The sequence below is a fragment of the Burkholderia sp. SR8 genome (genome assembly GCF_052851275.1).
In genome coordinates this window covers 163762-190105 of sequence record NZ_JAULUC010000010.1, presented here as the reverse complement: position 1 = coordinate 190105, position 26344 = coordinate 163762, and the positions used below count along the sequence as shown (strand labels likewise).

General features: G+C 68.6%; 25 protein-coding genes and 1 pseudogene. 19 read left to right on the top strand and 7 right to left on the bottom strand.

Annotated features, from left to right (window positions below; translation table 11 throughout):
- Window positions 1–35: 35 nt before the first annotated feature.
- From Q3A80_RS15745 to Q3A80_RS15730, 4 genes and pseudogenes are all read right to left on the bottom strand, one after another.
- Complete coding sequence (locus tag Q3A80_RS15745; RefSeq protein ID WP_446329881.1) at window positions 36–608, bottom strand: DUF4142 domain-containing protein; 573 nt, start codon at window positions 606–608, stop codon at window positions 36–38.
- Between the two features lie 411 nt (window positions 609–1019).
- Window positions 1020–1643: an HAD hydrolase-like protein gene (locus Q3A80_RS15740; RefSeq protein ID WP_446329880.1), complete on the bottom strand. Its 624-nt coding sequence runs from the start codon at window positions 1641–1643 to the stop codon at window positions 1020–1022.
- A gap of 28 nt (window positions 1644–1671) precedes the next feature.
- Window positions 1672–1923, bottom strand: a complete 252-nt coding sequence (locus tag Q3A80_RS15735) for a Txe/YoeB family addiction module toxin (protein ID WP_446329879.1) — start codon at window positions 1921–1923, stop codon at window positions 1672–1674.
- 14 nt (window positions 1924–1937) lie between these two features.
- Window positions 1938–2195, bottom strand: a pseudogene (locus Q3A80_RS15730) (type II toxin-antitoxin system Phd/YefM family antitoxin); the annotation flags it as partial.
- A gap of 128 nt (window positions 2196–2323) precedes the next feature.
- On the opposite strand from Q3A80_RS15730, the gene Q3A80_RS15725 reads away from it, so the two are divergent.
- The gene (locus tag Q3A80_RS15725; RefSeq protein WP_446329878.1) at window positions 2324–2767 is read left to right on the top strand and encodes a GNAT family N-acetyltransferase; all 444 of its coding nucleotides are present in this window, start codon (window positions 2324–2326) and stop codon (window positions 2765–2767) included.
- Window positions 2768–2823: 56 nt separating this feature from the next.
- On the top strand, window positions 2824–3042 hold the full coding sequence (locus Q3A80_RS15720; RefSeq protein WP_006751720.1) for a DUF1653 domain-containing protein: 219 nt from the start codon (window positions 2824–2826) through the stop codon (window positions 3040–3042).
- A 74-nt stretch (window positions 3043–3116) separates the two neighbouring features.
- On the opposite strand, the gene Q3A80_RS15715 is transcribed toward Q3A80_RS15720, so the two are convergent.
- Together Q3A80_RS15715 and Q3A80_RS15710 are read right to left on the bottom strand one after the other, a co-directional pair.
- On the bottom strand, window positions 3117–4328 hold the full coding sequence (locus tag Q3A80_RS15715; RefSeq protein ID WP_446329877.1) for a winged helix-turn-helix domain-containing protein: 1212 nt from the start codon (window positions 4326–4328) through the stop codon (window positions 3117–3119).
- A gap of 340 nt (window positions 4329–4668) precedes the next feature.
- The gene (locus Q3A80_RS15710; RefSeq protein ID WP_446329876.1) at window positions 4669–6057 is read right to left on the bottom strand and encodes an MFS transporter; all 1389 of its coding nucleotides are present in this window, start codon (window positions 6055–6057) and stop codon (window positions 4669–4671) included.
- Window positions 6058–6387: 330 nt separating this feature from the next.
- On the opposite strand from Q3A80_RS15710, the gene treA reads away from it, so the two are divergent.
- From treA to Q3A80_RS15695, 3 genes are all read left to right on the top strand, one after another.
- On the top strand, window positions 6388–8103 hold the full coding sequence (treA, locus tag Q3A80_RS15705) for an alpha,alpha-trehalase TreA (RefSeq protein WP_446329875.1): 1716 nt from the start codon (window positions 6388–6390) through the stop codon (window positions 8101–8103).
- A gap of 828 nt (window positions 8104–8931) precedes the next feature.
- On the top strand, window positions 8932–9069 hold the full coding sequence (locus Q3A80_RS15700; protein ID WP_446329874.1) for a hypothetical protein: 138 nt from the start codon (window positions 8932–8934) through the stop codon (window positions 9067–9069).
- Between the two features lie 106 nt (window positions 9070–9175).
- Window positions 9176–10822, top strand: coding sequence for an NRAMP family divalent metal transporter (locus Q3A80_RS15695; protein ID WP_446329873.1), 1647 nt, complete (start codon window positions 9176–9178; stop codon window positions 10820–10822).
- 81 nt (window positions 10823–10903) lie between these two features.
- On the opposite strand, the gene Q3A80_RS15690 is transcribed toward Q3A80_RS15695, so the two are convergent.
- On the bottom strand, window positions 10904–11812 hold the full coding sequence (locus tag Q3A80_RS15690; RefSeq protein WP_446329921.1) for a helix-turn-helix transcriptional regulator: 909 nt from the start codon (window positions 11810–11812) through the stop codon (window positions 10904–10906).
- 277 nt (window positions 11813–12089) lie between these two features.
- On the opposite strand from Q3A80_RS15690, the gene Q3A80_RS15685 reads away from it, so the two are divergent.
- From Q3A80_RS15685 to Q3A80_RS15620, 14 genes are all read left to right on the top strand, one after another.
- Window positions 12090–12923: a helix-turn-helix transcriptional regulator gene (locus tag Q3A80_RS15685; protein ID WP_446329872.1), complete on the top strand. Its 834-nt coding sequence runs from the start codon at window positions 12090–12092 to the stop codon at window positions 12921–12923.
- 238 nt (window positions 12924–13161) lie between these two features.
- On the top strand, window positions 13162–15375 hold the full coding sequence (sctV, locus tag Q3A80_RS15680; protein WP_446329871.1) for a type III secretion system export apparatus subunit SctV: 2214 nt from the start codon (window positions 13162–13164) through the stop codon (window positions 15373–15375).
- A complete protein-coding gene (locus Q3A80_RS15675; protein ID WP_446329870.1) occupies window positions 15372–15575 on the top strand; it encodes a flagellar biosynthetic protein FliQ in 204 nt (67 codons plus the stop codon). Before sctV ends, Q3A80_RS15675 begins: the two co-directional genes overlap by 4 nt.
- Window positions 15575–17614, top strand: a complete 2040-nt coding sequence (gene sctC, locus Q3A80_RS15670) for a type III secretion system outer membrane ring subunit SctC (protein ID WP_446329869.1) — start codon at window positions 15575–15577, stop codon at window positions 17612–17614. The genes Q3A80_RS15675 and sctC overlap by 1 nt, the downstream gene beginning before the upstream one ends.
- A complete protein-coding gene (sctD, locus tag Q3A80_RS15665; protein WP_446329868.1) occupies window positions 17595–18953 on the top strand; it encodes a type III secretion system inner membrane ring subunit SctD in 1359 nt (452 codons plus the stop codon). The genes sctC and sctD overlap by 20 nt, the downstream gene beginning before the upstream one ends.
- A gap of 142 nt (window positions 18954–19095) precedes the next feature.
- Entirely contained in the window at window positions 19096–19308 is a 213-nt protein-coding gene (locus Q3A80_RS15660) for a hypothetical protein (protein ID WP_006480857.1), read from the top strand.
- Between the two features lie 125 nt (window positions 19309–19433).
- Window positions 19434–19922, top strand: a complete 489-nt coding sequence (locus tag Q3A80_RS15655; protein ID WP_446329867.1) for a hypothetical protein — start codon at window positions 19434–19436, stop codon at window positions 19920–19922.
- A 53-nt stretch (window positions 19923–19975) separates the two neighbouring features.
- The gene (gene sctJ, locus Q3A80_RS15650) at window positions 19976–20866 is read left to right on the top strand and encodes a type III secretion system inner membrane ring lipoprotein SctJ (protein ID WP_446329866.1); all 891 of its coding nucleotides are present in this window, start codon (window positions 19976–19978) and stop codon (window positions 20864–20866) included.
- Window positions 20863–21603: a SctK family type III secretion system sorting platform protein gene (locus Q3A80_RS15645; protein ID WP_446329865.1), complete on the top strand. Its 741-nt coding sequence runs from the start codon at window positions 20863–20865 to the stop codon at window positions 21601–21603. The genes sctJ and Q3A80_RS15645 overlap by 4 nt, the downstream gene beginning before the upstream one ends.
- Window positions 21585–22214 carry a type III secretion system stator protein SctL gene (gene sctL / locus Q3A80_RS15640; RefSeq protein ID WP_446329864.1) on the top strand — a complete coding sequence of 210 codons (630 nt, stop codon included), beginning with the start codon at window positions 21585–21587 and terminating at the stop codon, window positions 22212–22214. The genes Q3A80_RS15645 and sctL overlap by 19 nt, the downstream gene beginning before the upstream one ends.
- On the top strand, window positions 22211–23596 hold the full coding sequence (gene sctN / locus Q3A80_RS15635; RefSeq protein ID WP_446329863.1) for a type III secretion system ATPase SctN: 1386 nt from the start codon (window positions 22211–22213) through the stop codon (window positions 23594–23596). The genes sctL and sctN overlap by 4 nt, the downstream gene beginning before the upstream one ends.
- A complete protein-coding gene (locus tag Q3A80_RS15630; RefSeq protein ID WP_446329862.1) occupies window positions 23589–24290 on the top strand; it encodes a hypothetical protein in 702 nt (233 codons plus the stop codon). The genes sctN and Q3A80_RS15630 overlap by 8 nt, the downstream gene beginning before the upstream one ends.
- A complete protein-coding gene (gene sctT / locus Q3A80_RS15625; protein ID WP_446329861.1) occupies window positions 24284–25093 on the top strand; it encodes a type III secretion system export apparatus subunit SctT in 810 nt (269 codons plus the stop codon). Before Q3A80_RS15630 ends, sctT begins: the two co-directional genes overlap by 7 nt.
- Before the next feature lie 27 nt (window positions 25094–25120).
- The gene (locus tag Q3A80_RS15620; RefSeq protein ID WP_446329860.1) at window positions 25121–26152 is read left to right on the top strand and encodes an EscU/YscU/HrcU family type III secretion system export apparatus switch protein; all 1032 of its coding nucleotides are present in this window, start codon (window positions 25121–25123) and stop codon (window positions 26150–26152) included.
- Window positions 26153–26344: the final 192 nt, after the last annotated feature.

Below are 26344 nucleotides of genomic sequence, written 5' to 3'. Positions count from 1 at the left end.
GTGCCGCCGCGCACGACGCGCGGCGGGGCATCGCGTTACTGCGCCGATGCGAGGTGATGACGCTGCGCGAGCTTCTGCGCGTCCGCGTAGTGCGCCTGCAGGATCGGCAGCGCCTGGCGTGCGACTTCCTTCAGCTTCGTGTCGCGGCCCGACGCGATTTCGGCCTGGAATGCCGAGATCGTCTTCTGCTGGCCGGCCAGCGCGACCTGCTCGATGTACGCCTTGTCGAATTCCGCACCGCGCAGGCTCTTGATGCTGTCCAGCACGGTCTTGTCCGGATCGTTGGCCGGCACGTCGACGCCGCGCGGGCTCGCTGCGCGCATCGCCTGGATGATCTTCTCGTCGTCGGTCGACACGCGTTGCGCGAATGCCTTCACCTGGCTGTCCGACGTGCGCGAATCGGCGATGCGCGCGGCATCGTGCTGGGTCGAGACGGTTTTCGTGCCGTCCGTGATGAAGGTCTGGTCGGCTTCGTGGATGCGCGTTTGCGTGGCGGCGGCCGGTGCGGATGCAGCCGGTTGCGCGGTTTGCGCGTTCGCCGTCACGGCGACGAGAAGCAGGCCAGCGGCAGACAGTGCAAGGCGCGAGATGTGGGGAAAGCGGTTCATGGGACCTCCTTTCGATCGGGGCTCTGATTAACGGGCGGATCGCGTGATCCGCGGCTGTGCGAGAGACCGGGCGCGCCCGGGCCGGATCCGAGCGCCGCTCTGCCGCGGTGGCGTTCGGCGTGTGTGCCGGCCCGACTGATTCTAGGAGAGCGCCCGGGTAGCAGGTGCAACCGCGCTGTGGTTTGTGTAACGGTTGGTAAGACGAATCGAGGCGTGCGCGTGCGGACAGGTAGTGCGTACCTGTCGCGTCTGGCGTGGCGGCAATTTTTGCGTGCGCGATGCGTATGCGACGAATGCGATGTGCGCGGTTGTCATCGGCGTTTCATCGTCGTGCGGGTAGAGCGCGCGTGTCGCGACGAGTCACTGCGCGTCACGGCGCGTCGAAGTGAACGCGCGATTCGCGCGCCATCGTCATACGCGATCGAGCAGCGCGTCGAGATGCGGCAGCAGCGGCGTCGCGCAATGCGCCTGCAACGCGTCGGGCGCCGTGTAGCCCCATGCGACGCCCTGGAATGCGATGCGCGCGCGGCGCGCCGCTTCGGCATCGCGGATTTCATCGCCGACGTACAGCACGTCGTCGGGCTGCATGCCGCTTTCACGCACGAGCGCGCGCAGCCGGCGCGCCTTGCCGAACAGCGGAATGCCGCACGCGAACGTGTCGACGCAGCGGCTCGCATGCGGGCCGAGCCGGTCGCGCACGACGTCCTCGCTGTTCGACGTGGCGATCGCGATGCGGATGCCGCGCGCGGCGAGCGCGTCGAACGTCGCGTCGACGCCCGGGAACAGCTTCACGTGTGCGATGCGCGGCCGCATCAGCCGCCGCATGTCGAGCGTTACGCGCGGCACTTTCCACATCGGCACTTCGAGCGCGCGGATGATGTCGCGTGCCGACATGCCGCGCAGCATCGGCCGCAGCTCGGGCGTGGCGTCGCGGAAACCGTGCAGGCGCGACGCATCGGTCAACGCCGACAGAAAGCAGTCGAGCGAATCGGCGAGGGTGCCGTCGAAGTCGAACGCGACGAGTCGATAAGGCATGGAGTGGTGGGGCGGGAGCGGGTTGTTGTTATTCGTAGTGGTAGCGGCAAGACACGATGCTGATCTGGAGATCGTCCGCCTCGTAGACGAGACCGTTCGTGTCGTCGATGCGGCGCGACCGGAATCCGGACAGATTGGCCTTCAGCGGTTCAGGTTTGCCGATACCTTCGAACGGCGTCCGTCGGGCTGCGCGAATGAGCGGGTTGATGCGCTTGCGCGTTTTGCGGTCTTGCCCCTGCGAGGAAACGTGATCGTCCCGCGCGTCGGAAGTAATGAGCACGCGGCGAGCGCTCGTTCATCGTCCCCCGTGAGCTTGTGCTCCTTGAGCTTGCCGTTGCGCAATTGCGCGATCGAGCATTCCAGACGGGCGACGTCGGCCGGCGAGCGGAGCAGCTGAACGGTCTTCCTCAGGCTGTCAGGGTATTCCTGCGACAGGATGACGGCGTTCGGCGCGTCGCGGCGCGTGACGAGCGTCACGTCTGCATCGTCGACGACCCGATCGATGACGGTCTTCAAACTGCTGCGGCCATCGGAAAAGTGAATCGTGCGCATGACTTGCAAGTATGGCATGGGTCGATGCATTGTACCGGTTGCTGTACATGTTGCATCGGGCCTCGCTTGTTCGGCACCCCACACCGAGCTATCGTTGCTGCTTCACCCCGATCCTCCGGAGAGCCGACGTGCCCGCAACCCCATCCGCCGCGCTGAGATTTTCCACCGACAAGCGCGAGCTCGACATCGACACCATCTTCGAGTTCCTGCATCGCGACGCGTACTGGTCGCGCGGCATTCCGCGCGACGTGGTCGAGCGGGCGATCGACGGATCGCTGTGCTTCGGCGCGTATGTCGGCAACCGGCTCGTCGGGTTCGCGCGGCTCGTGACCGACCACGCGACGTTTGCCTACCTGTGCGACGTATTCGTGTTGCCGGCCGAACGCGGCAACGGCTACGGCCGCGCGCTGGTCGACCACATATTCGCGCAGCCGATGCTGCAGGGCCTGCGGTGCATCATGCTGTCGACGTCCGACGCGCACGCGTTGTATCGCCCGGTCGGTTTCGCGCCGCCGGCGAAGCCCGAGCTGCTGATGGAGATCCGCCGGTCCGACATCTACGCGAAACGCTGACGCGCGGCGAACGCATACAATACGCGCTTTCGTTTTTGCCGAAGGGGAAGCCCATCATGACCGAACAGGAAGCCGAACAGCTCGCCACGCATCGTCACTACAAGGGCGGGCTGTATCGCTACATCGGTGTCGCCCGTCATTCCGAAACCGAGGAGTCGGTGGTCGTGTACGAGCATCTGTGGCCGCACGCGCGCGGCCTGTGGGTGCGGCCGGAAGCGATGTTCAACGAGAACCTGCCGGACGGTACGCCGCGCTTTCGCAAGCTGCGCGACTGAGCGCATCGACACTCGGCGGGCGCGTTGGTACAGGAAGCGGCACCCACGTCGCCGCCCATCCGGCCGCGCCGGCCTTACGCGCCCGCCAGCGCGTTCGTCAACTCGGCCGGCCCGTGCACGACCGTTACTTCCGGCGTGCCATGCCACGCCGCCAGCCGCTTCACGGCTTTCGCGACGTCGGCCGCGAGCCCCGCGCCGAATCGCACGCCGGGCTCCACATGCACGGCCTTCAATTCGAACGTGCCGAGCGCGCGATGCGCTTTCGCGTCGACGCGCGCGACCAGCCGGCCGCGATGCAGCACCGGCAGGCAGAAATAGCCGTAGCGCCGCTTGTGCGCGGGCGTATAGCACTCGATCGTGTAATCGAATCCGAACAGCGTCGACGCGCGGCGGCGGTCCCACACCACCGGATCGAACGGCGACAGCAAGGTCGTGACCGTCGAGCGCAGCGTGTCGTCGGCCGCCGCAGGCAGCAGCGCGTCGAGCGAACGATGCACGTAGGCCGGCTCCTTCCAGTCGGCGATCGCCACCGGAATCAGCTCGCCGGCGTCGGCCAGCTGCTCGAGTTCCGCGCGGTACGAACGGCGCGGCAGCCGGTAATAGTCCGCGACCCAGTCCGCGCGCACGACGCCGAGCGCGCGGCACGTGTAATCGAGCAGCGCGGGCAGCACCGCATCGCGCGGCGGCAGGTCGCGCGCATCGTCCCAGTCCGGCAGCACGCGCTCGCGCACGTCGTAGATGCGCTGGAAATTGCGGCGCTCGGACACCATCAGCTCGCCGAGCGTGAACAGCACTTCCAGGTGCTTCTTCTCGGGCTTGCGGTCCCACCATCCGTTGCCTTTCGCGCCGTCCTCGCGGATGAAGTCGGCCGACCGCACCGGTCCTTCCGCGCGAATCCGGGCCAGCAGCCGATCGATCTCCGCACGGTTCTGCGCGTGCCAGTCGGCCGCGTATTTCCAGCCCATTCCTGAAGGATCGAGCATCTTGTAGCGCATCAGCCCGAATTGCTCGACGGGCAGGAAACACGCCTCGTGCGACCAGTATTCGAACAGGCGCGCCTCGGCGAGATGTTCGTCGAGCCACTGCGGCGCGAACTCGCCGAGCCGGCTGAACAGCACCAGATACGGGCTGCGCGCGACGACGTGGATGGTATCGATCTGCAACTGCGCCATCCGGCGGATCGTGTCGAGCACGTCGGCCTTGGTGGCCTTGCGGCGGGGCGGGGTCAGCAGCCCCTGCGCGGCGAGATGCAGCGCGCGGGCGGCGGCGGGCGAGAGCGTAAGCATCGGAACGGAGGCTGAGGGTGACGGTCGGGCACCACTGTAGCGCGAAAGCGGCGCACGCGTGCGGCGCGTGCCGGGCGCGCGTCTGACAATGCTTGACAGATGCGCGGCGCGAGTTTCCCTATAGTTCGGACATGGCGCGACGAAATGTGCGCGCAACGATTCGGCTTCCGACGCACATATGTCCATGGCACGCAGGAAGCAGATCCGGGATTCTCAACCCCCAACGAGAGACCCGGAGCCCTGAGCGGACATCCATGCGGCTGTGCACCGGCCCCGTGTGGATGTCCGCTGATTTTTTTTGTTTTTCCGGTCTTCCTGCCGCTTCCCGCACGTTCGCCGTCTATTGCCGCTTGCCGCGCGCGACTTCGTCGCCGGCGCCGGGCGGCAGCCGCCGCGTGATCGGAATCGATGCGAACGAGCACAGCCCGACCACGACGAACGCGGGCCAGAAATCCGACCACACCATCGTCTGATGCCCCTGCGCCCAGTGCGACACGTGCAGCACGAGGCCGGCGACCGTCACGCCGAGGCCGAGCGACATCTGCTGCACGACACTGCCGAGGCTCGTCGCGCGGCCCGCATCGGCCTGCGAAATATCCGCGTAGATCATCGAATTCAGGCTCGTGAACTGCAGTGCGGGGAAGATGCCGCCGACCAGCACGATCGTCCAGATCGCCCACGTCGGCATGCCCGGATGGAACACGCCGTACGCGGCGATCGCGAGGCCCGCGAACGCGGCGTTGTAGATCAGCACCGTGCGAAAGCCGAAGCGGCGCAACGTATGGGTGGCCGTCGAGCGGCTCACCGCGCCGCCGAGCGCGGACGCGCAGGTGATCAGCCCCGAGTGGAACGCGCTCATCCCGAGGCCTTCCTGCAATGCCAGCGGCAGCAGGAACGGCACCGCGCCGAGGCCGATGCGGAACAGCGACCCGCCGACCACGCTCGCGTGGTACGTCGGAATCTTCAGGAAGCTGAGGTCGAGCACCGGCCGCTCCTTGCGGCGCGCGTACGGCACGTACAGCGCGAGCATCGCGAGGCCGACCGCGCACATCATGATCGCGTTGCTGCGCGACGTCAGCGAGCCGTCGATCAGCGTGAGCCCCATCAGCAGCAGCGCGGCGCCGCTCGCCGACAGCAGGAAGCCGAACCAGTCGAGCGGGCCGGGATCGGGCTCGTGCGTGTTCGCGATGTGCTTGCTCGCGAGGTAGATCCCGTAGATGCCGATCGGCACGTTGATGAAGAAGATCATCCGCCAGTGCAGGTAGGTCGTGATGAAGCCGCCGACGAGCGGCCCGACCGTGGGCCCGAACAGCGCGGGTATCGCGAGGTAGTTCATCGCGCGCACGAGATCGGAGCGCGGCACCGCGCGGAAGATGATGATCCGGCCGACCGGCACCATCATCGCGCCGCCGACGCCCTGCACGAAGCGCGCGAACGTGAGCACGCCGAGCGAGTTGGACGCCGCGCACATCAGCGAGCCGGCGACGAAGATGCCGATTGCGGTACGGAACACGGCGCGCGCGCTGAAGCGGTCGGCGAGCCATCCGCAGATCGGGATGAAGACGCCGAGGCCGACCACGTAGGCCGTGATCGCGATGTTCAGTGTGACGGGATTGTGCCCGAAGTCCCTCGCCATCGCGGGGAGGGCTGTGACGATGATGTTCGCGTCGACGCTTTCCATGAACAACGCACAGGCAACGATGAGCGGTGCTAGAAAGACGGGCGACATGGGCAGGGCGCGCGGTAAAGACGCCATTATGCCCACAATGTGGTCGTTGCGTCACGCGAGACAACGCTTGTTCCGCATGTTGCAACAGTCGTTCCTGCCTGGGCGCGCGCAAAAAGAGACGACTGCGGCGGCGACGCATCGAGTGACGAGCCACACGACACCGGCGAGCAGGCGAGGAGCTGCAACTTGCGCGCGATGCGCGTTTCGTGCGACAGTCCAAACTCGTCTGTGGAATACAACGAAGCGCATCGATCGACGGCCATCGAGACGAGCGCACGCGCGAACGAGACCCCTGCCGATCCATTCACCATCGAAAGGAGGGGACACGCCATGACGTCACGTCGTGCCGCATCGACCGCATCGCATTCCGCGCCGTATCCGTCGCCGCCCGCGCCGCGTCTGCGCTGGGCCGCCGTCATGGCCGTCGCGTACCTGGCCGTCGCCGGCTGCGCCGCGCAGGCCGACAGCGCGAACCACGCAGTCGCGCAGGCGGCCGGCCAGGCCGCCGTGCCGGCGTCGGCCGCACTCACGAACCAGAACGCGAGCACGCTGCTGCCGCCGCCGAGCCAGCTCTACGGCGACCTGTTCGTCGCCGTGCAGACCGCGCAGCTGTATCCCGACCAGAAAACCTTCGTCGACGCGACACCCGATACCGATCCGGCGACGATCGTGCAGTTGTATCAGCAACAGAAGTCGCAGACGGGCTTTTCGCTGAAGGCGTTCGTCGACCAGCACTTCACGCCGCCGCCGGAAGGCGGGGTCACGCCGCCGCCGAACCAGACGCTGCGCCAGCACATCGACTGGTTGTGGCCGCAACTGACGCGCACGAGCACGACGGTGCCGCCGTACAGTTCGCTGATCCCGATGCCGAAACCGTACGTGGTGCCCGGTGGGCGCTTCCGCGAAGGCTACTACTGGGACACCTATTTCACGATGCTCGGGCTGCAGGTGTCGGGTCGCGAGGATCTCGTCGACGACATGCTCGACAACTTCGCGCATCTGATCGACACGGTCGGCCACATCCCGAACGGCAATCGCACGTACTATGCGACCCGCTCGCAGCCGCCGTTCTTCGCGTACATGGTCACGCTCGCCGCGCAGGCCGAAGGCGACAAGGTCTACCAGAAATACCTGCCCGCGCTGCGCAAGGAGTATGCGTACTGGATGCAGGGCGAGACCACGACGCCGCGCGGGCAGGCCGCGCGCCACGTGGTCGCGATGCCGGACGGCGCGGTGCTGAACCGTTACTGGGACGCGAGCGACACGCCGCGCGACGAGTCGTATCTCGAGGACGTGACGACCGCAAAGGCCGTGCCGAGCCGTCCGGCGAACGAGGTGTACCGCGACCTGCGCGCGGGCGCCGAGAGCGGCTGGGACTACAGCTCGCGCTGGTTCGGCGACGGCAGGACGCTCGCGACGATCCGCACGACGTCGATCGTGCCGGTCGACCTGAACAGCCTGATGTTCCATCTGGAGACGACGATCGTGAAGGGCTGCGCGATCGCGCGCGACGTGTCATGCGTGGCGGACTTCTCCGGACGCGCGGCACGCCGTGCGGCGGCGATCAATCACTACCTGTGGAACCGTCGCGGCTATTACGGCGACTACGACTGGCAGTTGCGCAAGCCGCGCGACGCGGTGACGGCGGCCGCGCTGTATCCGCTGTTCGCGGGCGTCGCCTGGCCCGAGCGCGCGAAGGCGACCGCGCGCGAGGTGCGCAAGACGCTGCTGCAGCCGGGCGGCCTCGCGACGACGACGGTGAACACGGGCCAGCAGTGGGATGCGCCGAACGGCTGGGCGCCGTTGCAGTGGATCGCGATCGAAGGGCTGCGCCGCTATGGCGAACCGGCGCTCGCGAAGGACATCGGCACGCGCTTTCTGGCCGACGTGAAGCATGTGTATGCGACCGAAGGCAAGCTCGTCGAGAAGTACGTGGTCGAAGGCGCGGGCGAGGGCGGCGGCGGGGGCGGCGAGTATCCGCTGCAGGACGGCTTCGGCTGGACCAACGGCGTCACGCTGAAATTGCTCGGGCTGTATGGCGAGTGATGGACGACGCTGACGTGCGCGCCGCACGCATGTGACGGGGGCGTAAGTCCCGCGCGCACGCCGACGGACCGGGCCGGATCGCCGCTCGAGCGGCGGTGCGGCCCGCCTTGCATGAGCGCGCGTCGGTTCGGGGGACGTTACGGCGCCGCCCGGCTGGCCGCGGCCACTGTTGCTGAAACGCATCGCCGCGCGGCGGTGCGACCCTGACGCGTTGAAAGGTTGCGGCGCGTCATTTCGGGCGCGAATCTTTCAGCGCGTGGACGCGGGAAAAATATTCCACGGAACGCCGGTCAAAGGGTTGACTTCCGTTTCGGCCGGTCCATAGAATCCGGCATCTTCACTCTTGGGGCCGCCGCCTTGGACGCCTGCAGTAGTCGATCTTCGAACGAAATTTCCGCCTGAGCGACCGACGTCCGCGCCTCATCGAAGCCGCCGTTTGTCCCCAGGCAAACGGTGCGCGCAGCAGTATTCCGCAGTATCTCCCTACGTGCACCCTGATTCGCGCCGGTTAGCGTGATGCGTCAGCGCATGCGCAATCCGGTTTCGCCGCCGCTCGACGCGCGGCCGCGTTCGCGCATGCGTCCCGCATGCATCCGGACGGCGGCCCGCGTGTCGGGCGACGGCCAACCGTGTTCCCCGGAACACCGCACAGGAGCCGCCATGAACGACAGTGACAGTTGTCCCTTATGCCCGTTGCATCAACAGACCCTCATGAACCCGGGTCGCAGGGACATTCCGGCCGACTAGCCTGACACGCCGTTCAGGCCCCGGACTGGCCCCGCGCCCACCACGCGGCCGGCACGCATGCCCGCCGCCAGGAGCCAGACCATGAACTTCGGCCTTCTGCTGTCGAACCTTCCGCACGTCACGGAATCGCGCCCGCACTACGACGCGATGCTGATGCTCGACGCCCGTCCGCGGGTGTTCTCCCGTCTGTTCACGCGGTTGAAATCGCTGCTTTCCTGAACTCGACACGCCGAGCGCGTCTCGGCATGCGCACGCGGAGCTGCCGCGCGCGCATGCCAAGGCCACACGCTCGCCGGATAAAAGAACCAGCCGTACGGAATTCATCATGTCCACGCCATCCAACGTCTCTTCCCCGATCGTCGTCGAACGCAGCGCCGTGCTCGACGAAGCCCACCTGGGCGACATCCGCGGCGCGCTCGGCACGATCTCGCATCACGACACCGCCGCGCGCGGCACGTGGTGGGCGCGCCTGCGTACGCTGCTCGCGATCATCGGCCCCGGCCTCATCGTGATGGTCGGCGACAACGATGCCGGCGCGTTCGGTACCTACACGCAGGCCGGCCAGAACTACGGCACGACGCTGCTGTGGACGCTGCTGCTGCTCGTGCCGGTGCTGTACGTGAACCAGGAAATGGTGCTGCGCCTCGGCGCGGTCACCGGCGTCGGCCATGCACGGTTGATCTTCGAGCGCTTCGGCAAGTTCTGGGGCGCGTTCAGCGTGATCGACCTGTTCCTGCTCAACGCGTTGACGATCGTCACCGAGTTCATCGGCATCACGTTCGTGCTCGCTTTCTTCGGGCTCCCGAAGGTCGCGGGCGTGTGCGTCGCGGCCGCGCTGACGATGGCGGCGGTGAGTACCGGCGACTTCAGGCGTTTCGAGCGGTTCGCGATCGTGCTGTGCGTGCTGAGCCTGCTGCTCGTGCCGGTGCTCGTGTCGATCCACCCGCCGGTGTCGCAGATGTCGCGCGACTTCTTCGTGCCGAACTGGCCGGCCCATGCAAAGCTGTCCGACGTGATGCTGCTCGTGATCGGCATCGTCGGCACGACGGTCGCGCCGTGGCAGCTGTTCTTCCAGCAGAGCTACGTGATCGACAAGCGCATCACGCCGCGCTTCATGAAGTACGAGAAGGTCGACCTGTGGATCGGCATCGCGTTCGTGCTGCTGGGCTCGGTCGCGATGATCGGCTTCAGCGCCGCACTGTTCGGCGGCCATCCGGAAGCCGGCAACTTCACCGACGCGGGGGGCGTGATCGCAGGGCTCGAGAAGTACGCGGGCCGCACGAGCGCGACGCTGTTCGCGGTCGCGCTGCTCGATGCGTGCATCATCGGCGCGGCGGCCGTGTCGCTGTCGACCGCGTACGCGATCGGCGACGTGTTCAAGATCCGCCATTCGCTGCATCGCGGCGTGTCCGATGCGAAGGGCTTCTATCTCGTCTACTTCGGGATCGTCGCGGCCGCCGCCGCGCTCGTGCTGATTCCCGGCAGCCCGCTCGGGCTGCTGACTGAAGCGGTGCAGACGCTCGCCGGCGTGCTGCTGCCGAGCGCGACGGTGTTCCTGCTCGTGCTCTGCAACGATCGCCAGGTGCTCGGTCCGTGGGTCAATTCGACGAAGCTCAACGTGTTCACCGGCGCGGTGGTGTGGGTACTCGTGCTGCTGTCGATCATCCTGACGGCATCGGTGATGTATCCGGACATCAGCGGCGAAGCGATCATCGACGTGCTGGTCGGCGGCACGGTGCTCGCGATCGCCGGCTATCTCGCGACGGTGCTGATCCGCCGCAACAAGCGCGTCGTCGAGCCGGGCATCGATCGCTCGCTGCGCGACACGTGGCGCATGCCGCCGCTCGACACGCTCGCACCGCAGAAGATGACGGTCGCGACGCGCGTGTGGATGGCCGTGCTGCGCGGCTATCTGGTGGTCGCGGTCGGGCTCGTGATCGTCAAGGTCGTGCAGATGACGCTGCTGAAGTAACGCCGCCGTCTTCGTCGGACGTGCGCAGATGCCGGCCCGCGAGGCCGGCATCTGCATTTACGCGGGCCGCCGACGCGCGCGTCAGATCAGCTCGAGCTTCGACGTCAGGTACGTGAGCTGGATCCGGTTCGCGACGCCGAAGCGCTTGCGCAGCTTGCGCAGGTGATAGTCGACGTTGTGCGCGCTGGTATCGAGGCGGCGGCCGATCTCCTTGTCCGACGCGCCTTCGGCGATGCCCAGCAGCAGTTCCTGCTCGAACGGCGTGAGCCCGTTGACCGCACGTTCGCGCGACGTCGCGATCAACTGCGGCGATGCGAACTTGTGCACCGACAGCCCGATCGACAGCGCCTGCTCGATCGTCGCCGGCGTGATCCACTCGCGCGTGCGGCGCGGCGCGGTGAAGCTCATGAACGCATGCAGCCGCGTGCCGGGCACGGCCATCGAATACATGATGCCGCTGCACATGCCGTCGTCCTGCATCGTCTGCAGGAAGCCGTCGAGCGCGGCCGGCGTCACGTACGGCGCATCGTCGCGCTCGCGGTGTTCGCGGCGCAGCTGCTGCAGATCCCACACGATCGGCATGTTGCACACGCGCGCGCCGAGCGTGCGCGGATCGATGTCGTGATGGTGGTGGCGCACGTAGTCGCCGCGGTAGGTGGCGGGCGTGAACGCCTCGTGCAGGTAGAGACTCTCGACGCGCTCGCGCGAGAATTCGAGCGCGAAGTACGCGAACGTCGAGAAGCCCGTCAGATGCAGCAGGCTCGCGACGATCCGGTTGCGCTCGGCGGTGCTCTGCGCGTTTGCGAGCGTATCGGCGACGCCGAGCTTCGGCGCGTGCGGCTGCGCGATGTCGCCGCGCTTGACGTCGTCGCACCAGACGACCTGGACCGGCCGCGCTCTCGACGCGTCGGTGCAGCCGGCTGTCCGCTGCGACGGACGGGACAACATGGTTGGGGCGACCGCTTCTTCATGCAATGCAATGTCGGACATGAGCCATCCCTCGGAATCGACGCGCAGCGCGGCGGCGGCCGTGTCGTGCACGGTGCCCGCAACGGTGCGATCGAGCATCTTTATGATATGCGCCGATCGTCATCCTGACGAAACGCGGGGGCATTGTACAAAAATGCCGGTGTGCGCGTAATATGCCGTAATACTAATCGCGGCGAAAGGTTCATGCTCGCGGTCGAATAGAGACAACCAGAAAATCATAAAGAAAAGACCAGGTCGTGACGGGGCAAGTTCACATATTGGGAAAGGTGGGCTGCTCATGACATATGCTGACGACGCGCCACGCGTCGAGTGGTTCTCGCAAGCGGATATCGCGGCCAATGCCGCTTATTCGAAAGAAATACACGCGATCGAGCGTGACGTTTTTACCGGCATTCAAATCGCGCCCGGTAAATCCGACCTCGCTCCCGTCGATTTCGCGCAATGCCACGCGCGATTGCGGCAAATCGGTTTCAGCACGCTCGGTTATGGCGCATACGAGATGATCGGGCGGCGCATCCTGTGCGCGCATCTGCTGCGCGACCTCGCGCCCGCGACGTTCATGCAGCCGTATATCGAGGGGATGCTCTACGAGAACGACCCGCGCTTCGCGCAGGTGCGGCAGAGCGGCTTCCCGGTCGCGTGGCGGCTGGACGAGATCGAGGGCGTCGGGCACGGCAGCGGCGATCGCAAGGTGCTCGCGCTGGCCGGCCACTTGCGTGCGCACGCAATGAACAGCGGCGTGATCTTCAGCCTGTCGGCGCCGCGGCTCGACCTGCGCGTCGCGGTGAACGTGACGTCGGAAGCCCACGGCACCGAATGGATCGACGATCGCGTGATCGGCGGCGCGCTGTCGGTGAGCCTCGCCGTGCATCGCGTCGCGCTGCCGTTTCTCGAAGCGCGCATCGCGCGCATGCGCGGCTTCGCGCTCGGCGACGAGCAGCAGCAGGTGCTCGATCGTCTGGTGCACGGGTTGTCCGACCAGGAGATCGCGAGCGCGCTGCGCACGTCGCTGCACAAGGTCGGCCACCATATCCGCTCGCTCGAAAAACTCTTCAACGTACGGAACCGCGCGCAGCTCGCGTATCTCGCCGCACGCCGTCTGGAGTCCTGATTCCGGCCGCCCGCGCGGCGGCCGCCGCGCGATGGAAGCGGTTCCGGCGAAGGGCGCGCGCAGGCGCCGCCGGGTTTCGTAGTCCAATCCGATCGTCATACGAAAACCGCCGCGGCGCTACGAGGCGCGCCCGTTCTTGCGCGGTTTCGCGTCGCTACACTCGTCCCATTCAACGGTCCGCGCGACGCGGGGCAGGATCGCCCGCGCCCGCCGGCGACAACGACAGGACGACGGCACGATGGCTGAACCGAAGGCGCTCCCTCGCGACTGGCAGCGGATCTTTTCCGCCGGCCGCAGCGTGTCCGGGCGGCGTCTCGGGGCGTCGCCGCGCGCGGATCTGTTTCTCGCCGCGTTCATCGTGTCGGTGGTCGCGCTGTTCATCCTGCCGCTGCCGCAGGCCGCGCTCGACGGGATGATTTCGCTGAACCTCGCGGCGAGCGTCGTGTTGCTGACGGTGTCGACGTACGTGCCGTCGGCGGTCAGCTTCTCGTCGTTTCCGGCGCTGCTGCTGTTCACCACGCTGTTCCGGCTCGCACTGAACATCGCGTCGTGCAAGCTGATCCTGCTGCACGCGAACGCAGGCCACGTGATCGACGCGTTCGGCCGGCTCGTGGTCGGCAACAACGTCGTGGTGGGCGGCGTGGTGTTCCTCGTGATCGCCGTCGTGCAGTTCATCGTGATCGCGAAAGGGTCGGAGCGGGTCGCCGAAGTCGGCGCGCGTTTCTCGCTCGACGCGATGCCGGGCAAGCAGATGAGCATCGATGCAGACCTGCGCGCCGGCATCATCAGCGCCGACGAAGCGCGCGAGCGCCGCGAGAAGCTCGAGCAGGAATCGCAGATGCACGGCGCGATGGACGGCGCGATGAAGTTCGTGAAGGGCGACGCGATCGCGGGGCTCGTGATCGCATTCATCAACATCGTCGCGGGCATCGCGGTCGGCACGCTGATGCACGGGATGGACATCGGCGACGCGCTGCAGCGCTACGCGATCCTGACCGTCGGCGACGGGATGGCGTCGCAGATTCCGTCGCTGCTGGTATCGATCGCGGCCGGCATCGTGACGACGCGTGTCGCGACGCGCGACACGCGGCAGCGCCAGCTCGGCGAACAACTGGGCGAGCAGCTCGGCGCGCATCCGCGCGCGCTGCTGATCGCGGCGCTGGTGCTGGCCGGCTTCCTCGTCGTGCCCGGCTTTCCGAAGTGGTCGTTCGCGCTGATCGCGCTCGGCCTCGGCGCGTTCGCGTTCACGCAGCTCAAGCGCAAGACGGCCGCGCCGAGCTTCAACCTGATTCATATCGCCGGCCGCATCGGCGCGACCGACGACGGCCAGCCCGCGAAGGTGTCGCATGCGGCGGGCGTCACGTCGCTGATCGCGGTGTCGCTGTCGGACGACCTGCGCACGACGCTGAACCTCGCGCAGCTGCAGAGCGCGCTGTCGAGCGCGAAGGCGCGCGTCGATGCGGACATCGGCACGGTGTTTCCGCGCATCACGCTGAACGACGACGAAGGCGCGCCGGCCGGCACCTACCGGATCTATCTGCAGGACGTGCTCGCCGCGCACGGCGCGCTGAAGCCGGGCTGGCTGCTGTGGGACGGCGTCGCGCCGCTGCCGGAGCGCGCGGAGCGCCAGCCGGCCGAAGCGTTCGGCCCGTTCGCGACCGCGCTGTGGATCAAGCCCGACGGCGCGGCGCCGGACGGCAAGTGGCTGACGAGCGAAGGCGCGCTCGCCGCGCACGTCGAGCAGATCGTGCGCCAGCACGCGGACGAGCTGCTCGGCATCCAGGAAACGCAGGCGCTCGTGCACCTGGTGCGCCGCGAGCATCCCGAACTCGTCGGCGAGCTGACGCGGCTCGTGCCGCTGCAGCGCGTGACCGAGGTGCTGCGCCGGCTGCTCGCCGAACAGGTGCCGATCCGCAACCTGCGCGTGATCTTCGAAAGCCTGATCACGTGGGCGCCGAACGAGCCGGACGACGTGATCGCGCTGGTCGAGCTGGTGCGCGTCGACCTGCGGCGGATGATCACCGATCGCCATGCGGGCGCGACGCGGCAACTGCGCGTCGTGCTGTTCGAGCAGAACCTGCAGGAGCGGATCGAGAACGCGGTGATGCGCACGAAGCAGGGCAATTTCCTCGCGCTGTCGAGCGCGATCAAGCAGGACATCGGCGAGCAGGTGCGCGCGATCGTGCAGGCCGCGACGGCCGCGCACGCAGCCGGCGCCGGCGGCCACGGCAATCCGCCAGGCACGCCGCGGCTCGCGGTGATGGTCGCGCTCGGCGCGCGCCGCTACGTGAAGACGATCCTGCAGCCGGTGCTGCCCGATCTCGCGGTGCTGTCGTACCAGGAAGTCGAGGAGGACGTGCAGCTGCATACGATCGGCTGGGTGAAGAACCCGCCCGACGACGGCACGCTCGGCGCGGGCGCCGGCGTGCGCACGCCGGGAGTCGTGCAATGACGAGCTCGACGATCCTCGACCTGACGCGTCAGGCGCTGATGCTGGTGCTGCTGCTGTCGCTGCCGATCGTGCTGATCGCGACCGTCACCGGCCTCGTCGTCGCGCTCGTGCTGCTGTCCGGCTGGCTCGGCAGCGAGGTGCTGCGGTTCGCGCAGCAGGCGCTGGAACGCATGTTCGTTTCTTCCACAGGAGTCTTTTGATGCGTCGACGCGTCGCCCCGATCCGGTTTCAACCGCGCCGCCTGCAACGGGTCGCGCTCGCCATGTGCGCGACCGCGCTGCTCACGGCGTCGCTGTGCATGACGGCCGCGCAGCCGGCCCGCGCGGCGGACCTGCGCTGGCGCAACAAGCCGTTCACGATCGTCGCGAACGGCAAGAAGATCGGCGACTTCATTCGCGAGCTCGCGTCGTCGCAAGGCGTGACGGCCGTGGTCGACCCGAAGGTCGACGGCGTGATCAGCGGCCGCTTCTCCGGCACGCCGCAGCAGACGCTCGACACGATCTGCTCGACCTACGGGCTCACGTGGTACTACGACGGCTCGTTCCTGTACGTCGATCCGGCCGACCAGTCGCAGACGCAGATGATCCCGATCCCGCCGAACGCGGCCGGCGAGATCGGCCGCGCGCTGCAGGCGATGCAGATTCCCGACAAGCGCTACACGCTCGTGATCAACGATCGCGCGAACAGCGTGTACGTCGCCGGCCCGCGCCGCTACGTCGAACTCGTGCGGCAGGCGGTCGGCTCGGTCGGCGATCCGTCGGCGAACGGCGCGCATGCGGACATCCGCGCGTTCCGGCTCAGGTACGGCTGGGCGTCCGACTTCACGATCAATCGCTCGGGCAAGGAAGTGACGGTGCCGGGCGTCGCGTCGATCCTGCGCCGGCTGTTCGGCAAGGGCGGCGGCACCAGCGCGTTGCCGTCGAGCACGCCGCTCGGCCAGGCCGCGCGCCAGGTGAAGCTCGGCTCGGGCCTGACGATCGCGGTGCCGCGGCTCGATTTCCCGGACATTTCCGGCGGCCCGCGGCAGGGCGGCTATGGCGGCGCGGACAGCGCGGCCGGCGGCTTCTCGCCGTTCTCGAACGCAGCCGGCGGCGACGCGCTGCCGCAGATCGTCGCCGATCCTGCGATCAACGCGGTGATCGTGCGCGACCTGCCGGAGAACATGTACCGCTACCAGTCGCTGATCAACCAGCTCGACGAGCGGCCGCGCATCGTCGAGATCAACGTGACGATCATCGACATCAACGAGGATTCGCTCGACAGCCTCGGGATCGACTGGCGCCTGCACACGACGCACGGCGACGTGCAGATCGGCAACGGCCAGAATCCGCTGAACGGCAACACGCAGTACAACGGCGCCGGCAATCCGCCGCTCACGTTCGGCATCGGCACGTCGGAAACCGGTCAGACCGGCAGCTTCATGCCGACCGGCATCGCGCTGACTGCGTCGATCGGCGGTTCGCTGCGCAACTATCTGCTCACGCGCGTGAACGCGCTGGCGCAGAAAGGGCAGGCGCAGCTGCGCTCGAAGCCGAAGGTGCTCGCGCTCGACAATACCGAGGCGATCCTCGAGAACCTCACGCAGTTCTACGTGCAGGTGCAGGGCTACCAGGATTCGTCGCTGTACAGCGTGACGACGGGCACCAGCATCAAGGTGACGCCGATGATCGTCGACGAGGCGATCCGCAACGCGGCGGCGGTGTCGGGCAATTCGCAGAGCGTGATGATGTCGATCGACATCCAGGACGGCAACATCGTGCCGGGGCAGGCCGTGTCGAACGTGCCGGTGATCCAGCAGCGCAACATCGTCACGAAGACGATGATCGACGAAGGCAAGAGCCTGCTGATCGCCGGCTTCAACGACGACGAGGTGCGGCTGAACAAGAGCGGCGTGCCGTGGCTGTCCGACATTCCGCTGATCGGCAACCTGTTCAAGTACACCGACAAGTCGGGCAACCACATGGAGCGGTTCTACCTGCTGACGCCGCGCGTGGTGACGACCGCGTCGATGTACGCGCCGGACGGCTCGCCCGTGAATCCGGGCGCGGACGCGCCGGCCGATCCGAACGCGATGTCGATGTATCGGCCGCCGGACAACGACATCGCGGTACCGCTGACGCCGAAGCCGCTGCCCGGCACGAAGTTCGGCCCGCCCGCGCTGCCGCCGCCGCCGAATGCGGCATCGCAGCCGGTGGCGACGACCGCAGGAGCGCCAACCCATGTCGACGAGCATCATTGAGCCGCACGGCGACGGCGCACTGCCCGGCGGCGCGGCGGGCGCGGGGGCCGGCTCGGCCGCGCTCGCGTCGCCGTGGAACCTGTGTTTCCTCAGCGGCCCGATGTACGGCCGCACGATGTCGCTCGCGCGCGGCGCGAACTGGGTCGGCACCGCGGCCGATTGTGAAGTAATCCTGCCCGATCGCGAGATCGGCGCGAAACAGGTGTGTCTGCAGGTCGGCGCGCTCGCGGTGACGGTACAGAACCACGGCGGCGACGGCGGTGCGCCGGTGCTGTTCAACGACGAGCCGCTCGGCGCGGGCCGCCGCTCGATGACGCCGCAGGACGTCGTGACGGTCGGCTCGATCAAGCTCGGCATCGCGCGGCATGCGCAGGCGAGCGTCGCGGTGCCCGACGAAGCCGATGCGCCGGACGCCGCGCGCGAGGCCGCGTGGCTCGGCTGGCTCACCGGCGGCCTGCGCCGGCTCGGCAGCCGGCGGCTCGTGATCGCGCTGGTCGCGCTGTGGATCGGCGTGCTGCTCGGCGCGCTCGGGTACGGCTTCGTCGCGTGGTCGGGACGGCTGCCGTGGCAGCACGAATCGGTGCTCGCGCGCACGCACCGGCTGCAGCAGCTGCTGCATGCGTATCCGGAACTCGCGGTCGCGCCGCGCGACGACGGCGTGATCGTGTCGGGCTACGTGAGCGATCCGGCCGCGCGCGAACGCGTCGCGCAGATCGTCGCGGGCGTCGACAACGCGGCGCTCGGCAACATCTACGTGGTCAGCGATCTCGTCGCGACCGCGCAGACGTATTTCAGCGACACGGCGCTGACGGTCACCTATCTCGGCCGCGGCCGGATCGAGCTGACCGGCGCGGCCGCGCGCGCGCAGATCGAGCCGCGCATCCGCAACTACATGAAGGACGCGCGTCCCGCGCTCGAAGTGGTCGATCACGTGCGCGACGCCGATGCGGCCGCGCCGCGGACCACGACGACGCTCGGCGGTGTCGCGGGAATTCCGGAGATCACGACCGTCTTCGCCGGCGACGGCGACCAGCGCTACATCGAGACGGTCGACGGCAGCCGCTATTTCGAAGGCGCGCGGCTGAAGGAAGGGCCGACCGTCGTGTCGATCGGGCCGGACGAAGTCGTGTTCGAACGCAACGGCCAGCGCATCACGATGCCGCTCGGCGGCCCGTCCGCGCACGCACCGGAGCAGGCGCCGGCGCCGCCCGTGGCGCCGCTCGCGAGCGGCGCGGCGGCAGGCGTCGCGCAGCCGGTGCCGGGGCCGACGCTGGTACCCGACGCGCCGGCGACGCCGGCCGTCGCGGCGGCCGCCGCATCGAAGGGCACGGCGCACTAGCGCCGCGACAGGACCTGCGCATCGCGGATCGCGCGGTGCGCGCATTACGCGACACGCCGCGCGCATGCGGCGCGTCACGTCGCCGGCGGGGCATGGGGCCGCCGCCGGAATATGGAGTGTTGTTCACGTAAAGGAGCGAAGCATGGGTACCTCGGCAGCAGGTGGTGTGACGAACACGGGCGACGTGCAGAAGCAGGCGGACGACCTGACCAAGACGCAGCTCGAACTGACGAAGATCAACTTCCAGGTCCAGCAGTCGACCGCGACGTTCGAAACCAGCAACGCAGTGACCGCGCAGGAGGGGACGGCGAATGCCCAGGTTGCGCAACACCTGAGTTCCGCCGGCCGCGCATGACGCCGGTCGCCGGCCGCGCCGCGCGACGCCGGATGCCGGGGGCTGCGCCCGACGGGCGCCCGGCCGGGCGTGCGCGCGTGACGGCCGGCTCGTTCCCGGCTTAGCCGGTCAAGGAGGACACGATCATGTCGGTAACAGGCGTAGGCGCGGCGCCGCCGGGCGCAGCCGCGCTCGCGGGCGCCGCGCAGCAGGCGGGCACGGCGTCCGATCCGGCGCAGGTGCGCCAGTTCGATGCGCTGATGCAGCCGGGTGCGTCACCGGCCGCGACGTCGCCGTCGGCATCCGGCGTCGCGATGTCGCGCGCGCCGGCCGATGCGGCGCCGGCGGTGCAGATGACGCCCGCGACACCCGCGCAGGCCAACCAGTCGTCGCTCGTCGAGCGGTTGCGCACGTACGGCAACGATCTCGACACGCGGTACGCGAACATCGACAAGCATCGCACCGAGATGCTGACGTCGATGGCGGACAGCCGCAGCGATCCGCTGATGACGATGGTGCAGGCGATGGATTTCCAGTGGACGGCGACCACCACGATTTCCGAATACCAGTTGAGCCTGTCGGTCGCGCAGGCGGCGAACGGCTTCACGCACACCGTGCTGAAGACGCAGGAGTGACGAAAGGCGGTGCGTGTGCCCGAAACGGCCGCGCGCCCTGAAGCGGACAAACGATGACGACGATCGATTCGACGCCGCGCATGCATGCGTGGCGCAGCCGGGCGGCGCGTGCGCTGCTCGCGGGGCTGCTCGCGCTGCTGGCCGGCTGCCAGAAGGAGCTTTACTCGGGCCTGTCGGAGCGCGACGCGAACCAGATGGTCGCCGTGCTCGGCGATGCGGGCATCAGCGCGTCGAAGGACAACGATGCGCGCGACACGTCGGATCGCAACGCGTGGCAGGTCAGCGTCGCGGACGGCGACATGCAGTCGGCGCTGACCGTGCTGCAGGCGAACGGGCTGCCGAAGCCGAGCTATGCGAGCCTCGGCGAGCTGTTCCAGAAGCAGGGGCTCGTGTCGACGCCGGCCGAGGAGCGCGTGCGCTACCTGTACGGCGTGTCGCAGGACCTGTCGCGCACGCTGCAGGACATCGAAGGCGTGGTGGTCGCGCGCGTGCAGGTCGTGATTCCGGAGAACGATCCGCTCGCGGACAAGATCAAGCCGTCGTCGGCGGCCGTGTACATCCGCTACCGGCCCGGCGTGGACCTGCGCGCGATGGCGCCGATGGTCAAGGATCTCGTCGCGCACAGCATCGAAGGGCTGCAGTACGACAACGTGTCGCTGTTCCTGCAGCCGGCCGCGGCCCGCACGACGCGCGTCGACGGGATCGGCAGCGCGGTGTCGGACATCCTGCGGCTGCGCTCGCCGCTCGGCTGGCTGGTGTTCGCGCTGATCCTGCTGACCTGCGCGGTGATCGCGCTGTCGGCCGCACGGCGCGGGATGTTCGGCGCGCGGCTGGCCGCGCTGGTCGGCGTTGCGCCGCGCGGCGGCAACGGCGCCGGCGGTGCTGCCGCGCCATCTGGCGGCGCCAGCCTGCGCACGCCGGACGGCGCGCGCGACGGCGCATGAACGACGCATACGCGCTGCGGGCGGGCGCCGCGCCCGACGCGGCGCCGCTGCCGTGGCTGCAACCGGTCGCGCCGCCGCCTGCCGCGCGGCGCGCGGCGTTTCACGCGCTCGTCTGCGAATTTAACCTGCGGCCCGACCGCTATCTGCACGTGACGCGCGTGCCGGCCGACTGGCCCGCGCGCTATCGTTCGCCCGACGCGTTCGGTCCGGCCGGCCGCAAGCTGCTTGCGCGCCATCTGCTCGACGCGAACGGCGTGGCCGGACATCACGACTTCGACGTCGCGAATCCGTGCGCGCGGCTCGCGCTGCTGCCCGGTGCGGCGCTCGAACAGCTCGCGTCGTATGCGGGGTTGCTGCTGCATCGCGGCTGGCTGCGCGATGCGCTCGGCGTGCGGCGCATTCGCGCGGAGGTCGCGGCGAAGCTCGGTGGCGACGCGCTGGAGCTCGCGCTCGAGCGCGCGCCCGAATTCGGCGCGCTCGCCGACACGCTCGAACCGTGGCGAGCCGATCCGGCCGCGCTGCCGGTCGTGATTCGCGCGCGCGGCGGACGGCTGCTGTCGGACTTCATCGGCGTGGCGGGCGACGCGGTCGCGCGACGCGTGCGCCTGAAATTCAACCGCGCGATCGACGACGAAGCGCCGTACTGGCTGAACCGCGCGCAGCGCGACCAGTTCGGCGAACTGCTGTTCCTGTTTCTGATTCCCGAGAGGCTCGCATCATGGGACTGGCTTTTCTGATCACGAGCGACAACCTGCAGCTGCTGTCGGAGCGCAAGGTGCTCAAGGAGCGCGAATACGCGGCGCTGCTCGATGCGTCCGCGGTGATCGCGACCGCGCGCGACGAAGCGGCGCGCATCGTCGCCGATGCGCAGCGCGAATTCGACAAGCGCCAGGCCGCCGGCTACGACGAAGGGATGCGCCGCGCGCAGCGCGAGCATGCGGCGCAGACCTATACGCAGGCGCTCGCCGCCGCGCGCACGATGGAGTCGATGAAGGATTCGATGGCCGACATCGTCGTGAAGGCCGTGCGCGCGATCGTCGGCGAGATGAGCACGCAGAAGCTGTACGAGGCCGCGCTCGCGCGGATCGCGCCGCTCGTGCGCGACGAAGCATTCCTGATCGTGCGGGTCGCGCCCGGCCGCGAGGACGAGATGCGCGACGCGCTCGAACGCGCGTTCGCCGGCCAGTCGAACCGGCAACGGATCCGCATCGTCGCGGACGCGCAGCTCGAACGCCACGCGTGCACGGTCGAGACGCCGTCCGGGCGCATCGACGCGAGCCTCGACCTGCAGATCGACGCGCTGCGCCAGGCGATCCGCCGCGACGCGCTGAAGGGCGCGACGCGATGAACGCGCCGCTCGACGATCCGCTGCCGGACGGCGGCGAACGCGCCGACGACGCCGCGCCGTTCGATCGCGGCCGGCTCGTCGGCGATCTCGACGCGGGGCTCGCGTTCTTCTCGCCGGTGTCGGTGCAGGGCCGCGTCAATCACGCGGTCGGTCAGATCCTGAACGCGACCGGCATTCGCGCGCGGCTCGGCGAGATCTGCGAGCTGCGCACGCCGAACCAGCCGACGCTGCTCGCCGAAGTGGTCGGCTTCTCGCGACAGACCACGTTGCTGACGCCGCTCGGCGACGTCGCCGGCCTGTCGCCGGAGACGACCGTCGTGCCGTCCGGACGCGAGCATGTGTTTCCGGTCGGCGACGCGCTGTTCGGCCGCGTGCTCGACGGTCTCGGCAGGCCGCTCGACGATCGCGGGCCGGTGACGGGCGCCGCGTGGGTGTCGACGCAGCAGGACCCGCCGAATCCGCTCGCGCGCAAGATGATCGACACGCCGTTTGCGACCGGTGTGCGCGTGATCGACGGCCTGATGACGCTCGGCGTCGGCCAGCGCGTGGGCATCTTCGCGCCGTCCGGCGTCGGCAAGAGCACGCTGCTCGGGATGATCGCGCGCGGTGCGCAGGCCGACGTGAACGTGATCGCGCTGGTCGGCGAGCGCGGCCGCGAAGTGCGCGAGTTCATCGAGCACAGCCTGTCGCCCGAGGTGCGCGCGCGTTCGATCGTCGTCGTGTCGACGTCCGACCGCCCGGCGATGGAGCGCGTGAAATCCGCGCTCGTGGCCACCGCGATCGCCGAGCATTTCCGCGATGCGGGCAAGCGCGTGCTGCTGCTGGTCGACTCGCTGACGCGCTTCGCGCGCGCGCAGCGCGAGGTCGGGCTCGCGAGCGGCGAGCCGCCGACGCGGCGCAGTTTCCCGCCGTCGACGTTCGCGGTGCTGCCGCGCCTGCTCGAACGCGCGGGGCAGGGCGCGACCGGCTCGATCACCGCGCTGTACACGGTGCTCGTCGAAGGCGACGAGGAATCGGATCCGATCGCCGAGGAAGTGCGCTCGATCCTCGATGGCCATATCGTGCTGTCGCGCAAGATCGCGCTGGCGAACCGCTATCCGGCGATCGACGTGCTCGCGAGCCTGTCGCGCGTGATGCCGCTCGTCGCGAGCCGTGCGCATCAGCAGTCGGCCGCGCGCGTGCGCGAGCTGATTGCGAAGTACCAGGAGATCGAGCTGCTCGTGCAGATCGGCGAGTATCGCGAAGGCAGCGACCGGCTCGGCGATCTCGCGCTGCGTGCGCGCGATGCGATCGGTGCGTTCTGCGCGCAGGCGTCGCACGAGGACGTGCGTTTCGATGCGCTGCTCGCGAAGCTGACGACACTCGCGAACGATCATGTCTGAAGCCGACGACCGCCTCGTGCTCGCGACGCTCGCACGCCTGAAGCGCGTGCGCGAAATGCGCAGCCAGATCGCGCGCGTCGCGGCCGCGCGCCAGCAGGGCATCGCCGCGCAGAGCCGCCGCGCGCTCGACGCCGCACAGGCGCAGCTCGCGCAGCAGGTCGCGGCGAAGGCGGCGATCCAGACGCGGCTCGCCGGCGACGTGCGCGAGGCGCGCGCGCTGCAGAACGCGGCGGCCGACACGCGCACGTTCGACCGCCATATCGGCGTCGCGAACGCGTCGGTCAGCGAGGCCGCGCACGCGCATCGCGATCACGAGGCGACGCTCGCGGACCTGCAGCGCGCGGCGCGCAAGGCGAAGGCCGCCGAGGACAAGCTCGACAAGGCCGGCGAGAAGGCGTTGCACGCGCGTGCCGCACGCGTCGAGCGCGACGCGGACGAAGTCGCGGACGCGCATGCGGTGCGGCGTTTCGCGACGTCCGGCGTGTGGGCCGGCGATGCGGATCGCGCTGCGCCGGCGCCTGCGGGCCTGGCTGCCGCGTTCGATGCGGAGATGGCCGGTGGTGCGGCGGATGTGAAGGCGACCGACGCGGCGGCGACGACGGAGTCGAATGCGGGAACTGCCGCGGCCGCTGCACCGTCGGCGATCCTGCCCGCCGACGACACCGCTCCTGACGCCGCGGAGCGCCGATGCTAGACCACGCCGCGAACTTCAACGACATCGCCGGCACGCTGCGCCCGCTGCTCTACGTGATGCCGCGCCTGTTGCCGATCATGTTCGTCGTGCCGGTGTTCAACGAGCAGATCATCACCGGCCTCGTGCGCAACGGCATCGCGGTCGTGATCGCCGCGTTCGTCGCGCCGGTGATCGACCCGGCGCAGGTCGCCGCGCTGCCGTTCCTGATGTGGTGCCTGCTGGTCGCGAAGGAGGCGGTGGTCGGCATGCTGCTCGCCGGCGCGTTCAGCGCGGTGCTGTTCGCGATCCAGGGCGTCGGCTACCTGATCGATTTCCAGACCGGCAGCGGCAGCGCCGCGTTCTTCGATCCGATGGGCGGGCACGAAGGCGGCCCGACGTCGGGCTTTCTCAATTTCGTCGCGATCGCGCTGTTCGTCACCGCGGGCGGCCTGCAGGTGCTCGTGCAGCTGTTCGCGCAGTCGTACGCGTGGTGGCCGATCGGTTCGCTCGGCCCCGATTTCTCGTCGATGCTGCAGACCTTCGTCGTGCGGCAGACCGACACGATCTTCGAATGGATGGTGAAGCTCGCCGCGCCGGTGATCATCGTGCTGGTGCTGGTCGAGCTCGGCATCGGCCTCGTTGGGCGCGCGGTGCCGCAGCTGAACATCTTCGTGTTCTCGCAGCCGCTGAAGAGCGCGCTCGCGGTGCTGATGATGGTGCTGTTCCTGCCGGTGGTGTACGCGTCGCTGCATGCGCTGCTGAGTCCCGACAGCGGGCTGGTGGCGCTGCTGCGCGCGCTGTTCGCCGCGCACGGCGGCACGTGACGGGCCGCCGGAGCCGGACGCACATCCATGGCCGAAAAGGACCAGAAGCCGAGCGCGAAGCGCCTGCGCGAGGCGCGCGAGAAAGGCGACGTCCCGAAGAGCGCGGAGACGATCTCGTCGGCGTTCTTCGTCGGCGTGTGCGTCGCGCTAGCGGTCGGCCTCGGCACGCTGTTCGCACGGCTGCAGGCGCTGTTCCGGCTCGTGTTCGACACGGCCGGCGCGGCCGATCCGTCCGCGCGGCTCGCGGTGCTGATCGACGGCGCCGCGCGCGACTGGGCGATGCTGTCCGCGCAGATCGTCGCGGCCGGGCTGCTGGCGGGTTTGCTCGCCGGCTTCGTGCAGGTGGGCGGCGTGATGGCGTGGAGCCGTCTCGTGCCGCAGCTGTCGCGGCTCAATCCGGCCGAGGGGCTGAAGAACATGTGGTCGATGCGCAACCTCGTGAATCTCGCGAAGATGCTGCTGAAGACCGCCTTGCTGGTCGCGACGCTCGGCTGGCTGATCGTCGAGTCGCTCGATCCGTCGGTTCAGTCGGGCTTCACGCGGCCGATGTCGATTCTCGCGCTGATCGTGAAGCTGCTGATGCTGCTGTTCGGCTGGGCCGCGCTGATCTACATCGTGATGGCGCTGATCGACATCGTGCACCAGCGTCACGAGTTCAACCAGAAGATGAAGATGTCGATCGACGAAGTGCGGCGCGAGCACAAGGAAGACGAAGGCGATCCGCACATCGAGGCCAAGCGCCGGCAGCTCGCGCGCGAAGCGCAGTTCTCGTCGCTGCAGGACCGGATCGGCTTTGCGTCGGTGGTCGTGTATTCGTCCAGCGTCGCGGTGGCGCTCTATTACGGCGGGATCGGCACGCTGCCGTGGGTGCTCGCGCGCGGCGAGGGCGAGGCGGCCGAGCGGATCGTGAAGCTCGCGCGCGACGCGCTGCGCCCGACGCTCGCGAACGCCGGTCTCGCGCATGCGCTGTACGACAGCACGCCGGAAAAGGGCACAATCCAGCAGCAGCATTTCCGCGAGGTCGCGCAGTTGCTGAAGTGGGCCACGGGCGGCCACTGACCGTTGGGAAGTGCGGGGTCGGATCGCACGCGCGCTTTGATCGCCAGCCTGCTTGTATCGCCGTACGGTGCGCCCACCGCTTGACGCCGCTTTTTTTCCGGTCTTGCCCCGCATTCACCCATGAATTATTGCTGATTTATTTCTTCGTAATATGGCTCGACCGTCAGCCGGACGGCGGGCCGCGAGGTGTGC